We start from the raw sequence: 13,602 nt of genomic DNA, 5'->3' as shown, positions 1-13,602 counted from the left end.
AACACCACAACGAGCGCTAATAACTGATTTTACGAAGTATTTTTCACAAACACGCCTGGCTAATGAGCTGTGGTGAAACGACGCCATAAACGCCAATTAATCTCAGAGGTCTGGGCGAATGGTAGCAATCTGGCGTAGCGCTTAGTCCTCCATTTACGCAGAGCCTCCCTCCGCTTTCCACCACAGAAACAATGCAAGGCATTTGACTCCAGAGCGCCTGCAATCTCCTCCCGGTAGCATTCACACCAGCCCGATTGACTCTTTAGCAAGATGAGAACAAATGAGAAACATATCACAGGCAACCCGTGTTTCAAGGGACAGATGAGTGCATCGACGCCAGCTGCTGTCATTTCCGAGCTTCGGGAACGCATCGCGCGCCTCGAAGGTGGAAATGCACGCGAGCGTACGGTTTTGCCGTTCGGAGTGGCCGCGATCGACAGGGTTCTGCCGGGAGGGGGACTGGCTTTTGGCGGTCTGCACGAGATCGCGGGCGGAGGAAATGGCGCTGTCGATGGCGCGGCCGCTGCACTGTTCGCGGCCGGAATCGCCGCTCCACGGTCGGCAAGGTGCTGTGGTGCGTTACCCGGCCGGACCTGTTCGCGCCGGCGATCGAACAGGCGGGCCTCCCTCCGGGAAGGGTGATCTATGTCGAGGCTGGTGACGAAAAATCCGTTCTCGCTTGTTTTGAGGAAGGTCTTCGTGGCGGCTCTGGCGCTGTCGTTGCCGAGATTGCCCGGCTTTCAATGACGGCCTCGCGGCGGCTGCAGCTTGCTGCCGAAAGCTCTGGCGCCATCGGCATCGCAATTCGCCGCTGGCGGCGCCAGACGGAAGCCACGGATTTTGGCCAGCCGGCGGCAGCCGCAACGCGCTGGCGGGTATCGGTCCTGCTGTCGACGCCATTGCCGGTGCCAGGGGTCGGGCGTGCGCGTTGGCAGCTTGAACTGATCCGATGCCGTGCCGGAGAGAGCGCAGATTTCATAGTGGAGCCATGCGATGCCAAGGGTCGTATCGCTCTTCCTTCCGTCGTGGCCAACAGACCGCTTCAGAAGGAAATCGGGCGACGCCGCGTCTCCGCCTGAGACGCCGCTCGTCCTTATCGGCCGCGACGGACGCCAGCGTGTGGTGCTTGCCCGCCGATGCGGCGGCGCTGCTCCGTTGCCATGTCGTCGAATCGCTTCTCGATCCGCATGAGATGGCCGTTGAGGTGGTCCTCGCGGACATACTCGTCGCGCACCCGGTTGATCCGCTCGTGGATCGGGTCGGTCGCCGCCTTGATCATGGCCTGCATCCCGGTCTGGATTTGCCCGATCATGGTGAGGAGCGCCCGATCGCGCGCCATGACGGTGAGGACGACCGGCGTGAGGAACCCGCCGATCCCGAGAAGGAGTTGCCACCAGTCCAGCCCCATTGCCCCGCCCTGCCTCAGCCCTTGCCCCAGACGCTCTTGATCGTGTTGCCGCCGCCGTAGATCGCGAGCCAGAGGCCGGAGAAGGCGACGAGCTGTTCCCACGGCATCGACGGGATGGCCGCGCCAAGGGCCGCGTTGGCGACCGGGAGAAGCATGCCGTTCCACGCCCACAGGAAGATCAGCAGCCAGCACATCGCCGGGCGCCAGCCCCACGAGAAGAAGCTTTCGCGAGCATCCTCACGCTCGAAAAGGGCAGCTCGATTGTCGTCGGCTCCGGCCATGAACTGCCAGTAGTCCGGATCGGCCGCCTCGACCTCGCGGACGGTCGGTGCGGTCACGTCGGGCGCGGCCTCGATCGCCTCGGTGACGGCCTCGGCGGTAGGCGGCACGCCAAGCGCCTCGCCGAGCTTCTCGACGACCTTGCCGGCGCCGGGGCCGACGTTCTTCTTGACGACGTCGGCGAGGATCGGCGCCCCAACCTTGACCAGCGCGCCGGCGAGCTTGGATCCGGCGATCATTCCGATGATGGACATGGGGATCAGCCCTTGTTGCGCTTGCGGATGATCAGGAAGCCGACCAGGGCGAAGGCGATGATCAGCCCGACGCCGAGAATGATGCCGGCGGTCTGGTCGGCCTCGGCAACCGCGACGACCGCGCCGCCCGCGGCGATGGTGCCGGTAGCGACGGCCGCGCCCTTGCCGGCCCCTGCCGAAGGCGCTGGCACCTGCACGGCCTCGTCGGTGCGCGACGGGACCGGATCGGGCCTGACGGGCTCCGTAGCCGACCCGCGCGCCATGGCGAGGGCGTTCTTGCGGACGCCGGCCACCCGGCTCGACCAGCCCTTGCCGAAGGTGCCCCAGTGCTTGAGCGTCCGCAGCCAGGCCAGCCGGGCGTCGCAGATGCGGTTGATCGTCGCCTCGACGTTCGCCCGGCCGACCGCGGCGATGGTCATCGGGCCGAGCCGGCCGTCATCATCGACGCCGACCGCGCGCTGCAGGAACTCGATGCCGCGCCGCGGGCCGGAGTTGACGCCGAAGTCATAGACGCAATAATCGAGCCCGGCCGGGAGCCGGTCGCCGTCGACCGCATCCCAGTAGCGGGTCCGGTAGATGGTGGCGAGCTCGTCGTCGGTGATCTCGCGGACCGAGCGCGTCGCCAGCCCGCGGCCCTTCCGATAGGCGTTGTAGGTTGCCTGGGTGACGCCCTTGTTCGTCGCGCCGCCGGGATCGGCCGGGTGGTTGACGTAGCCGCCCTCATGCACGAGCACGAGCTTGTAGGCGCGGGCAAAGCTGGTTGCCGCCATGTTGCACAGTCCTCACAGTTGGGGATCGTCGGGGTTCCCGGAGGGCGGGAAGTATGGTTAGGTGGCGGGATGCAACCAGTGGGCGCGGCCCTCGTTCGCCCCGGTGACGGTGCGTTGACCGGCGGCGTGTCGCTGGCGCACATCGTCTATGCGCAGCATCACCCAGTTTCTCCGGTCGCGGACGACGGGGACCGCCGGGTGAGCGTCGCGGCCTAATTCAGCCGCTCGACCGTCGCGGCGAGCGTGTATTCAGGCGACCCGGACACGCCCGAGAAGTCAACTTGATAGTTGATGTACGGCGACGACAGAGAGCTTTCGATCAGTAGTGATCCGTTACCGGCGCTGTCCGTGCTGTTGCACGCAAGCGTCTCTACCGTCTTGTTGCGAGCGATCCCTGCATCGTCCTTGTACGAAAACGTCAGAAGGATATTCCCGCCGGAGCCCGCCGTTGTTACGGCGATGTGCCACGAGATACGGTAGCGAGTCCCGATCTTCGGGACGAACATCGTTGTGCTCGACACGCCGGCGTCAGTGCCGGAAAGCAGCAGATCGGCGCATTTCTTCGGCAGATCGACGAGCGTGTTGCTAATATTGCTCGGGTAGCGACCACCGTTGATCTCGGAGATGTTCGTGACGTGGTTCGGCGTCGAAAGCGAGCCTGGAGAGCCGGAATTGACGATTTGCCGACCGGCCGGGATATTCCAGCCGACATCGATCATGTCGAGCATGATCCCGCTGGGGAATGTACCGTTTAGCGAATAGTCGAAGATTATATTGTAGCTGTCGGCGTGCGCGGTAGCCGCATGGAAGATGAGCAGATTACTGATCTTGATGCCGTCTGCCACCTGAAAGATGATCGGCAGCGCGCGATTTGTCGACTGCGGATAGATGCGCAGCGTATCCATCGTAATGAATGCCGATGACGCTGCGCCGCTGGCGGGGCCGGTCGCCAGGTAGCCGATCGCATCGGCCATTGCCGGCATCTCGATGATGATGTCGCTGCCGCGGACGTGCTCGGTATTGCCGCTGATCACCGGATCGAAGCCGGTGCCGTCGTGGCAGTCGTGCTGCAGCCCGATGGCGCAATTGCGGATGGTCAGGCGCGAATGCTCAAATCGGCTGATCGACTTGAGCCGCAGCCCTACAGATCCGGTCGTGTCGTCGCCGTCAATGAGCAGATCGCAGACACCGCCGCCGATCATCGGCCCGGCGACGTCAACAATGGCCTGGCCGGTTCCGCCACCCCATATGATCGACGCGGCCGGCGTCAACGCCAGGGCGGACCCGTCACGAGCGAACACCGGCGGAACCGCGCCCCTCAGAATGACGCCATGGCGCGTCGATAGCGTAGACGACGTGCCATTTCCGAGCCGGATCGTGTCCTCTACGAGATGCTTCCCGTCGAGCCAACAGGTGCCGCCGGTTGCCGGCAAATGTTGGATGGCCGCATTGATCGCGGCCTCATCGTCGGTCACTCCGTTGCCGGCGGCGCCGAACCATTTCGCCCGCACGTCACCGTTGTTGCGCACCCGGACCCATGCGCCGCTTTCACCCGTCGCATCGCTTGCCGGGGCGACGTACAGGCCCTTCAGCGCGTCGGCGGACACCGCGGCGGAGAGATCGCTGTCGTCGAACCGGAACAGCCCTTCGCGCCCCGTCTCGACGAGATATGCGAGCCCGGCGGAGCGGCCCGCGAGCGCCGTACGATCCGCCACAATCGGGACGGCTCCGAGCGATTCGAATTCGGCAAACACCAGCGCCGTCGATCCGAGCGTGCCGCCCTTGTTCGATGTGCAGCGCCAAAGCGTGTCAGCGTTGACCGTGCCTTCCATGACCGAAACATGCACGCCGGGCATGGAGTCGTAGGTGGCAAACGACGCATGGCGGCTCGCGGCGCCGGACGCAGGGACCACGTAGATTCCGCACTCATGCGCCGTCGACTGAGCGGGCAGGAGCACGACATCGTTCTCGGCGAGGGTCACGCCGTCGAGGGTATCGCCGGCTTCAAGCGCCGTGGCGATGGCGACATTGCCGGTCGCGGCGACGCGCGCCCGGACGAACGTCGCGCCTGCCGACTCCGCCGACAGCAGCACGAACGCCCGATCCTCGTCGTCCCAGATGACGTTCACGCCGTCGTCGGCCGCCGTGCTCGTGTCGTCGCGGACATAGCGCCGGACCACCGTCCCGAGGCGGAGCTCGATCACCCATGTCCGGGCAAGGTCGCGGGTCCGGATGTCCTCTAGCGAGTGCGCGACGAACGGCGTGTTCCGCTCGATCACCGCCGAAATGTCGTCGGCCGCCGCTGTGCCCTGAAAGACGTCCTTGAAGGGATGGTTCGCCATCTCGGGATCAGCCTGCAAATTCTTCGAGGGAAAGGCGACGGCGGGCGATGGAAGCGGCGTCGCGGGCGAGGTCGTTGGACCCCGCACCCGCATTCGTGAGCCACGACAGGATCGCGACCCGGTAGGTGTGGCTACTGGTGTCCGGCGCCGTGGTTTCCAGCGTGGCGTTGATGAACGTCGCATTGTCGGTGGTGAGCGGCTCGATCTTCACCCAGTCGAGCGCGTTCACTTCGGAGTCGCGATACAGCGCCAGCACGCGGGCCTCGCCGATGGTGCTGCCCGAGACACTGCCAACGTCGGTCTGGCTGCCGGTCATGTGTGCCCGGTAGTTGAATACCAGCCGTGAGCCCGAGGCCTTGGCCGCGTAGGTGACCGCCGTCCCGGTGTCGATCAGGCGGCGCTGCGACGTCGTCGGCGCCGTCGTGTTCGATCCGCTGAAGAAGGTGGTCCCGCTCGGCGCGGTGACCGAGCCCGTGCTCGCCACCGCTGCCGTCGCGGCCCCCACGATCACACCCGCGCTCGACGCCCACGCCCCGGCCGCGTTGAAGGACTTCAATACGCCCTCGCCACGGTCGAAGACCGTCGCGCCCTCATAGGCCGAGAGGAACGACCAGCCCCCCGCACCGTCGGCAATCGCCACATCCGTGTCGTGCGAGGCCCACGCCCCGCTCCCCGACGTCCCGACGATATAGGCCGTGCCCGCCCCCGGCGTCCCGCCCGGCGGCGTCGCCGTCTCCTCCTCGACCGCCACGCCGAGCGGCCAGCGGAGCTTCACCGGGTAGACCGAACCGTCGGCGATCCCGACCGCCCCGACGCCGTCCACCCATGCACCGGCCTCCGACCAGTGCTCATAGGTCGCCTCGTCGCGGACGTAGATCATCATCCCCGGCGTCGGCGAGACGAAGGCCCAGCCGTTCCCGGTCAGGATCGCGATGTCCTCGGCATTCGAGGCCCAGTCGCCGGTCGGCGCCGCCGGCACCCGGTAGACGTCGCCGGTATCGGCGCCGACCCGCGACTGGGCCGTGGTCCGCGATAGCACGGCGAAATCGATCAGCCGCGCCGCCCCCCGCATGAACCGCTTGTTGTCGTCGGAAACGAAGCACGGCCACCCCGCGTCGGCCGTGATCGAATCCGCCGCGTCGTAGGTGAAGACCTGCCCGTCGTAGATCACCGCAGTGATCGTCAGCGACAGGCTGCCGACATCGAGGTTGCGGAGATCGTCCGGATCCGCGATCGACCACGGGAAGCCGAGCGCGAACGCCTGGCGCAGCGCGAGCGGCGTGACCGAGCCGGTGAGCGGGATGGTCTGAACGGGATGGTTCGTCATGCGGCCTCTGCGTCGAGCACGTCCTGGTCGATCTCGAAATCCCGCTCCTGCGTCGCCGCGTTCCAGTCGAAGACGGCGTTCGACCAGCCGGTGAGCTGGAGGCTGACGGTGCCAGTCTGGTGGTCGGGCACGGCCTGCCGCACCTGATAGAGCCCGTTCACCTGGGGGAAGTCGCGGAGGTAGACCCGCACGACCGAGCCGGCCGGCGCGCGGTTCGCCTCGGTCGTCCACGCCGCCGCCAGCGAGCGGCCGTCCCGGCTCCGCTGCATGATCCGGTTGCCGAGCCGCTGCGCCCGCTGGTGGCCCTCGACAAAGCGGAGCGAGGTCGTCGTCTCTAGCGTCTGCCCGTCGGCCGCCACCAGCTCGGCGTCCGCGAGCACCGGGCCGACCACGGTCTGATACTCGCGGTCGGGCGCCACCATCTCGGTCTTGATCGTGTTGATCAGGTCGCGGTCCGACGCCTCCGCCTGGAAGTCGAGACCGCTCGCGAGCATGTCCTGATGCAGCGTCATGACCGGCTCGCGCGGGTTGCCGGGGATCGTGTGGTACTTGCCGCCGTCGAGGATCAGGAGCCCGTCGAGCGTCGAGAGCAGCGAGCGGGTGACCGTCAGCGGGTCCTCCGACGAGGTGACGATGCCGTTGACGGTGTGGTTGCGCTCGGCAGTCCCGTCCTTCCGGCCGCGCCACAGGTCGTCGATGTCGGCCGCCGCCGCGATCTTGTCCCAGTCGATCTGGTCCGGCCGCACCAGCCGCATGTTCGGCCACGGGTGGATCAGCCACCGGGCGAGGCAGAGCGAGGCGTTGTCGCTCCACGTCCAAGTCGTCGGATCGGCGAGGACATGCGCGCCCTTCCGCGGGTCGTAGACCTTCGCCCCCTTGAAGCGAAAGAGCGGGTTGAAGGCGCCGCCGGAGCCGTAGATCGCCCGGTGCTCGTCGTCGTCGGCGCCGTAGTGCGCCTTGATCACCACGGTCGCATGCCCGCGCTGGCGGAAGTCCGCCGGCATCGACGGGAAGTCCGCGGCGATGATCGGGTCGATGGCCTGGTCGGCGGTCCCGGCTCGATAGGAGACCTTGAGGAAATTCGTCGTGCCGTCGAAGTAGGGCGCGGCGATCGACAGCCCGCTCGAATTGAGCCGGACGGCCTCGGCGTTGAGCACCACCTCTTCGAGATCGCCGCATTCATGCGCGGCGATGAGGTAGCCGATCCAGATGTAGGGCGGCTTGGACCTCGAGAAGAACCACGCGCCCGACGACGTCGCGCGGCCGAGCACGAGGCGCTGGTCGGGGATCGCCTGCCGCACCGGGAAGCGCAGGCCCTGCGTCGCCCGCTGCGATTCGCCGAGGCCCTGCCGGGCATTCAGCGATTGCGACAGGGTGTTGGCAGCGGAGCTGATGCCTGCCGCGAGACCAAGGCCTGCGCCGAAGAGAGTGATCGTCGTCGCGGCATTGACCACGGCGAGCGGAACCCCGGCGTTAAAGAGGAAGAGGCCGACGGTGCTCGCCAGTCCGGTGATCGGATCGGGCATCAGCCAGTCCTCCATGCCCGCACGGCGAACGGCTCCAACCGGCCTCCGACGTCCGTCCGCACAAGCCAGAACGCGCCGTGCGCGATGCCGGGCGCCTCGGCTCCGAAGGTCGCACCCGCTGCCGGCCCGACGACACGGCAGAGCCCGAGATCCATGTCCTGCCGCTCCGCCGGGTCGATCTCCGGCCAGCCCATGTCCGCCGCCGTGCCGGCGACCGCCTCGGCGAGGCTCGAATAACCGGCGCGGCGAATGATCCGGACGAATCCGCGCAGCGTCGTGTAGCGGCCCCGCCAGCGGGCGAAGGGATCGCCTCGGCCTGCCGCCGCAAGCAGGGTCGCGGCGGTCGCGGCGCAGTCGTTCCGCCCGAAGACGAGCGGGCCCTTTGCCATGGCGAAGAACCGGTCGCGCGGGTCGATCGCGAGCACGCTCATGAAGCCTTCCACACGAGCTGCGAATCCTCCTGCAGATGCATCTCGTCGAAGCCGACCTCGTCCGGGTACTGCTGGTGCGCCTCCTCCGGCGTCCAGCGGGCGTTCGACCGCTTCAGCAGGTGGAACATGCCCCCGTAGCCGACGAGGAAGATCGTCGCCTTGCCATCTTCGCCAAGCGCATAGCGCTGATAGTCGAGCCGGACCGACCACGGGCCCCGGCGGTGCCGCACCCGGTAGTGGCGGTCTATCCATGCCTCCCAGATGTCGGCCGTGCGGTTCTTCACGCTGTCCGACAGCCCGGCGATCAGCGCCGGGTCGACGCCGGACAGGCCGAGCGTGACTTTCGGCACCTCGATCTCGACGTCGGATTTCATCCCCTCGATCGAGCCGAGCTCGCCGAGCCCCGAATAGGTGTAGCCGTCGTAGTCGAGCATGCCGATGCCGGACCAGACCCGCAGCATGCCGTCGGGATGGTCGATGTCAGCCATCACGATCGCGTTGAGGCCGGCCCGCCTCAGCCCGGCGCGGTACTCGGCGAGGCTCATGACGTGTACGGAACCTCGATCAGCGACAGGCCGGCACTGCCGAAGTCCGGCGCAGTGCGGCGGAGCGTGCCCTGGTCGGCCGACGCGAGCTGGAACCGCGCGGTCGGGTTGAGAAGCTGCACGACATCATCGACCGCCGCCGGCTTCCACAAACGCCACTTGAACGGCACGCGGGCGTCGCCGTTCTCGTCGGCCGTCACGTCGCCGCTCACCATGTAGAGGTTGCCGTCGAGCCCGAAATAGTCGCCGCCGCGGAACACGACCTCGTCGGCCGCGAGGCCTTTCATGATGATCGTGCGGGCGTACCGCGCCGCCGCTGTCTTCACGAGGCAGGACGTCGCCCCCTCGACGATCGAGACGCCCGGGATGGAAACGCCGGTGATCGTGACCGCGGTATTGTCGGGCGCGTAGCCGGCCCCCGCCCCGCGTGGCAGGTCGTGGAGGGGATCGGACACCTCGAAGAGGTTCACCTGCCCTTCGAGGCGGGCAATGAAGGCGTCCCAGGCGTTGTTGTCGGCGCCGGCGAAGCCAGCCATCTCACATTCCGCCGTCCAGCGCATCTGCATGCTGCCGTAGGCGCGCACGAACCCGGAATAGATCGAGCCCGGCGAGGTCTGGAACGGCCGCAGCCGAAAACTCCCGGAAGAGATTCTCAGGAGGTCGCCGGGGAAGCCGATCGTAGTGAAGTCGACCATCAGCGTATCCAGCCTGCCGTGCTCTTCGCCTCGACGAAGACGCCCTTGACGATCTCCGGCATGGAGCGCTGAAGCTGCGCCACGCGGGCGCCGAGCACGGCCACCGCCTCGGCCGACGACGCATCGCCGAAGTTGACCGCCAGAGAGACGTTGATCGTCTGCCCCATGGCGCCGCCGTTCGCCCGGTGCCGCGGATCGTCGCGGCGGACGATCTCCTCGCTCCGGTGCGCGATAATCGGCACCTCGTCGGGACCAAAGCCGGCGATGCCGCCGGTCCGAAAGCGCGGCGCATTGTCGAAGTAGGCCGGGTGCACCATCCGAGACGGACCGCCCGGCGCGCCGACGACACCGCCTTGGTGCCGGACGCCGCCGAGAAGCGCCCCGAAGAGCGAGCCGAAGATGCCGCCACCGCCGCCAAGGCCGAGCAGTCCGGCGAGCGGGCCCGAGCCGAGGAGTAGCGCTTCCAGGGCGGCCTCTCCGATCTTCGTGGCGAGCCGGCCGAAGGCGTCGGCGAGGCTGTCCGCGCCCTTCACCGCGTCGAAGAGCGAGCGGGCGAGGAAGTCCTGCGCCTCCTGCGCATCGCGCATGCGCTGCAGTTCCGACGTCGCCTTGCCGTAGGCGGCGGCCTCGCGGTCGATCGCCGCCACCGTGCCGTCGCTGAGTGCAATCCCGTTCGCCCTGGCGAGGTTGATCAGTTCCTGCCGCTTCTGGTACTCGGCCGCCGCCGCCTCGGTCATGCCGAAGGTGTCGGCCTGGATGCGCAGCGCCTCGGTCTGCTTCTGCGTCGCGGCCAGCGCGTCGTCGAAGGATTTCTGCCGGCGCGTGGCGTCCGTTTCCGTCTTCGTCGGCTTCGGCGGTTCGTATTTCTCGCCATAGGCGTCGGCAAAGCGCGCCTTCAGGCCTTCGTCATATTCAATCCGGGTGCCGCCGCCGGCGCCAAGCATCAGAAGCCCGCGCCGGATCTCCGCGGTCGCGATTGCCGCGCTCGTAATCTTACCGGTGAGGCCGAGGATCGCGGCATCTGCCTCGGTCGCCTGCCCCGCCATCACCCTGAGCGTCGCCGCAAGCTTCTCTTGCGCGTCTTCGAGGTCGAGGGTCGGCTGCAGCGCCTTGATCGTGGCGGCCACGAAATCGAGGCTCTCCGTCGTGGGGTACTCAATCGCGAGCCTTGCGAGTTGCTCGACGAAGGCCTCAGTGTCCTGCCGGCCGGCGGCGACGGCCTTGCGATACGCCTCGACCTGCTCGACGAAGCCGACCGGCACGTTGAGGTTGGCGAAGGGGTTCTGGACGCCGACATTCACGCCGCCGACGCCGAGCGAGAAGAGCATGTCGGAGCCGCCGGCAAACTTGCGCTGGGCCTCGATGATCTGCTCGGTCAGCGCCACATACTTCTGCAGCGCCATCACCTGCTGTTCGGCCGGCCTCGTCTGGCTGAAACGGCGCGCCTCCTCCGACGCCTCGCTGAAGGAATTCTTGACGTCGTCGATGAGGCTGCGGACCTCTTCGAGGGTGGATTCCGCATCTTGGCCGCCGCCGGTGATGGAGTCCCAGAAGTAGGCCACCGCCCCGGCCGCGGTGGCGAGGCCGAGCACCGCGAGGTTGAGCGGGTTGGTCACGAAGGCGAGAAGCCCGGCGCCGACCGACTTGAACGCAGCGCCGAGGCCCGTGCCGGGGTTGAACAACTGGCTGATCTGCATGCCCTGCTGCATGAGCAGCACGAAGGGCGACTGCCCCGACGCGAGCATGACGCCGATGTCGTTCATCTGCATCGCCATGTTCTGCATCTGGAACGTGTTCAGCCTCGCCGAGCCAGCCGCCAGCGCATTCGCCGACGCCACGCTGTTCAGCGCCCCGACCTGCGCCGCGAAGGCCGCCTTCGTCCGCTCGATCGCCGCGGTCCGCTCCCGTTCCGTGATGGCACCGGTCCGCGTTGCCATGTTGATCTCGTCGAGCGTCGCCTTGTACTGCCGGCCGGCAGCCCAGAGCGGGTTGTACTTGGCCCTGAGACGGTCAAGCTCAGCGCCGTAGGCAGCGACGTCCGCGGCACGGTCAGGCGTGATCGTCGCCTGATCGACGGTGTTCTGGGCAGCCGCCTTCCTCGCCGCGGCAAGCCGGTTGATCGTGTCGATCTGCTTCTGGTAGCGGGCCGTCTCCAATTCGAGGTAGCGCGCACGCTGCTCGGCCGTGCCGATCGCGTGCTCCTCGTATCGGCTGGCAGTCTCCAGCGCCGTGCGATAGTCGCGCTGCGCCCGCACCAGCGGGTCGAGGCGCGCGAGCTTCCTCTCCAGCGCCGCCGACGAGAGGGTGGTGGCCCGCTCCTGCTTCTGCGCCGCGACCGCAACGGCATCCTCGGCAGCGCCCAAGGCCATGAGGGCGGTCGCGGTCTGCCTGACGCCGCGCTCCTCGCTGACGATCGTCAGCCGACGCACGGCCTCGTTCATGGTCGCCACGGCGCTACCTCATCGTCACGATGATTGCCGGCGTGCGCGTCTCGCGCTCGATCCCGCCCCGCCGGGAAGCCGCCGCCCCGGCCGTGCCCGCGGCCTGGTAGGCCATGACGGGCGACCGGTAGCCGAACTTGATGCTGGCGATGTTGCCGAACCGCCGGCGGGCGTCTTCGGCGGTGCGCTCGTAGATGCGGTTGGGCACCTGGAGCAGGAACGGCGTCCCGTCGGCGCGCTTGCCCACCTCGATACGGCGGGCGTACGGGACGATGTTGAGGAAGGCATACTCTGCCGCCGCCGGCACGGCATCGGTCGCGAGCACCTCGATGCCGTCAGCGAAAACCCGATGCCCGCGGAGATAGTCGCCCTTCACCACCGGCGACCGCTCCCGGAGGGTCGCCCATATCCACTGCAGCGCGTCCTCGACGAGGTCGAACTCGAAGACGATGCGCCCGCCCTTCGGCCGCACGCTTTCGAGCGGCACGTTCTCGCGGCCATCGACGAAGGTGCGGTGCGTCGAGACGCGGCCGAGGATGGTGCGGTTCTTCTCGCGCGCCTCGCCAAGCCGGTCGCGGGCGAATTGCGCCACGGCCGCCGATTGCGCTGCCGGCGACAGGTCGTCGCGGACGACGACCGATACCCAGTCGGCGATGGGCTGGATGCGCGTCCGGATCGTCACGGCTTGTTCCTTTCGGCTTCTGCCACCTCGGCAAGCGTCGATGCTCGCACCATGCCGAGCCGGACGATGAGCCGCGCCTCCCATGGGTGCAGCGTCTCGCCGGTCAGGTCCGCCCACGCGCGAAGGTCGGCCCATGTCGGCTGCGCCGGTCCGTAGCCGGGAGCGACGCCCGCCATGATCTCGACGAACCACTCCCAGACGTAGCGGAGTGTCGCCGGGAAGGCCGGCCCGGCAGGCTTCGCCGGAGCCGCCTTGGCCCGGCCGAGCTTCGCTGCGACCCGCCGCCGCGCCTCGCCGTGATCGCCCTCCGTCGCGCCGTCGGCCAGGCGACGCGACTGCCGGAACTGATGCCCGGCCCATGCGATCAGTTCTTCGGCGAGGCGGGCGCGAAATTTGCCCGCTCGTTGACCGCGACGTCGACCTGCTCCCGGATCCACGTCACCGCGGCGGTGCCGTAGAGCTCGCGGGCATTCTCGGGGGTGAAGGGCACGTCGAGCGGCGACCCGTCGAGGCCGACGAGGTGCCAGCCGGCGGTGAGAGCGGCAAGGAGGTCCGTCTGGCCGGCCTCCATGTCCTCGATGTCCATCCGCGCCTTGGACTCGACCCGGCGCCGGGCAGCCGCCCGGACGTGCTCGCGGGCGCGGTCGGAATCCATCGACCAGACATCGACCCATGCCGGGTTGCCGGCCTTGTCGACGAGCGGCTTCCGGCTGACCGGATGCAGGAGATTGACGCGGGCCGGCGTCTCGACCGCGAGGCCGAGGCCGGCGAATTTCGCATTCGTCGCGAATTTCGCATTCGTCATGGAAAGCTGGTTCCTCTGTCGGGAGGGAAAGGGCGACGACGGCCGACACCGCCGCCGCCCCGTTCGCGAACATCCGGCTGGCGCCGGACGGCAAGCC

Annotated in this window: 13 protein-coding genes and 1 pseudogene; 1 reads left to right on the top strand and 13 read right to left on the bottom strand. The window is 67.8% G+C overall.

Annotated features, from left to right (window positions below):
* The first annotated feature begins 321 nt into the window (after positions 1 to 321).
* A pseudogene (locus AB7O82_RS12010) lies at positions 322 to 1,079 on the top strand (ImuA family protein).
* A gap of 14 nt (positions 1,080 to 1,093) precedes the next feature.
* Here AB7O82_RS12010 and AB7O82_RS12005 read toward each other — a convergent pair.
* From AB7O82_RS12005 to AB7O82_RS11945, 13 genes are all read right to left on the bottom strand, one after another.
* Positions 1,094 to 1,408 carry a hypothetical protein gene (locus AB7O82_RS12005; protein ID WP_428619444.1) on the bottom strand — a complete coding sequence of 105 codons (315 nt, stop codon included), beginning with the start codon at positions 1,406 to 1,408 and terminating at the stop codon, positions 1,094 to 1,096.
* Positions 1,409 to 1,422: 14 nt separating this feature from the next.
* Entirely contained in the window at positions 1,423 to 1,941 is a 519-nt protein-coding gene (locus AB7O82_RS12000; RefSeq protein WP_428619441.1) for a 3TM-type holin, read from the bottom strand.
* Positions 1,942 to 1,946: 5 nt separating this feature from the next.
* Positions 1,947 to 2,711: a glycoside hydrolase family 108 protein gene (locus tag AB7O82_RS11995; RefSeq protein WP_428619439.1), complete on the bottom strand. Its 765-nt coding sequence runs from the start codon at positions 2,709 to 2,711 to the stop codon at positions 1,947 to 1,949.
* A 212-nt stretch (positions 2,712 to 2,923) separates the two neighbouring features.
* Positions 2,924 to 5,053, bottom strand: coding sequence for a hypothetical protein (locus tag AB7O82_RS11990; RefSeq protein WP_428619437.1), 2,130 nt, complete (start codon positions 5,051 to 5,053; stop codon positions 2,924 to 2,926).
* 7 nt (positions 5,054 to 5,060) lie between these two features.
* Positions 5,061 to 6,380, bottom strand: coding sequence for a DUF2793 domain-containing protein (locus AB7O82_RS11985; protein WP_428619435.1), 1,320 nt, complete (start codon positions 6,378 to 6,380; stop codon positions 5,061 to 5,063).
* A complete protein-coding gene (locus tag AB7O82_RS11980) occupies positions 6,377 to 7,906 on the bottom strand; it encodes a hypothetical protein (protein WP_428542497.1) in 1,530 nt (509 codons plus the stop codon). Before AB7O82_RS11980 ends, AB7O82_RS11985 begins: the two co-directional genes overlap by 4 nt.
* Positions 7,906 to 8,337, bottom strand: coding sequence for a DUF6950 family protein (locus tag AB7O82_RS11975; protein ID WP_428542494.1), 432 nt, complete (start codon positions 8,335 to 8,337; stop codon positions 7,906 to 7,908). The genes AB7O82_RS11980 and AB7O82_RS11975 overlap by 1 nt, the downstream gene beginning before the upstream one ends.
* Positions 8,334 to 8,882 (bottom strand): hypothetical protein, encoded by a 549-nt coding sequence (locus tag AB7O82_RS11970; protein ID WP_428542491.1) that lies wholly within the window; start codon positions 8,880 to 8,882, stop codon positions 8,334 to 8,336. The genes AB7O82_RS11975 and AB7O82_RS11970 overlap by 4 nt, the downstream gene beginning before the upstream one ends.
* Positions 8,879 to 9,577 carry a hypothetical protein gene (locus tag AB7O82_RS11965; protein WP_428542488.1) on the bottom strand — a complete coding sequence of 233 codons (699 nt, stop codon included), beginning with the start codon at positions 9,575 to 9,577 and terminating at the stop codon, positions 8,879 to 8,881. Before AB7O82_RS11965 ends, AB7O82_RS11970 begins: the two co-directional genes overlap by 4 nt.
* Positions 9,577 to 12,018: a phage tail length tape measure family protein gene (locus tag AB7O82_RS11960; RefSeq protein WP_428542503.1), complete on the bottom strand. Its 2,442-nt coding sequence runs from the start codon at positions 12,016 to 12,018 to the stop codon at positions 9,577 to 9,579. The genes AB7O82_RS11965 and AB7O82_RS11960 overlap by 1 nt, the downstream gene beginning before the upstream one ends.
* Before the next feature lie 13 nt (positions 12,019 to 12,031).
* Complete coding sequence (locus tag AB7O82_RS11955) at positions 12,032 to 12,700, bottom strand: hypothetical protein (protein ID WP_428542485.1); 669 nt, start codon at positions 12,698 to 12,700, stop codon at positions 12,032 to 12,034.
* Positions 12,697 to 13,137, bottom strand: a complete 441-nt coding sequence (locus AB7O82_RS11950; RefSeq protein ID WP_428542482.1) for a phage tail assembly chaperone — start codon at positions 13,135 to 13,137, stop codon at positions 12,697 to 12,699. Before AB7O82_RS11950 ends, AB7O82_RS11955 begins: the two co-directional genes overlap by 4 nt.
* On the bottom strand, positions 13,065 to 13,505 hold the full coding sequence (locus AB7O82_RS11945; RefSeq protein WP_428542479.1) for a hypothetical protein: 441 nt from the start codon (positions 13,503 to 13,505) through the stop codon (positions 13,065 to 13,067). The genes AB7O82_RS11950 and AB7O82_RS11945 overlap by 73 nt, the downstream gene beginning before the upstream one ends.
* Positions 13,506 to 13,602: the final 97 nt, after the last annotated feature.

The organism is Reyranella sp., from assembly GCF_050185545.1.
In the GTDB taxonomy this organism is placed as follows: domain Bacteria; phylum Pseudomonadota; class Alphaproteobacteria; order Reyranellales; family Reyranellaceae; genus Reyranella.
The sequence above is the reverse complement of the archived record's forward strand: the minus strand, read 5'-3'. Positions and strand labels throughout refer to the sequence as shown.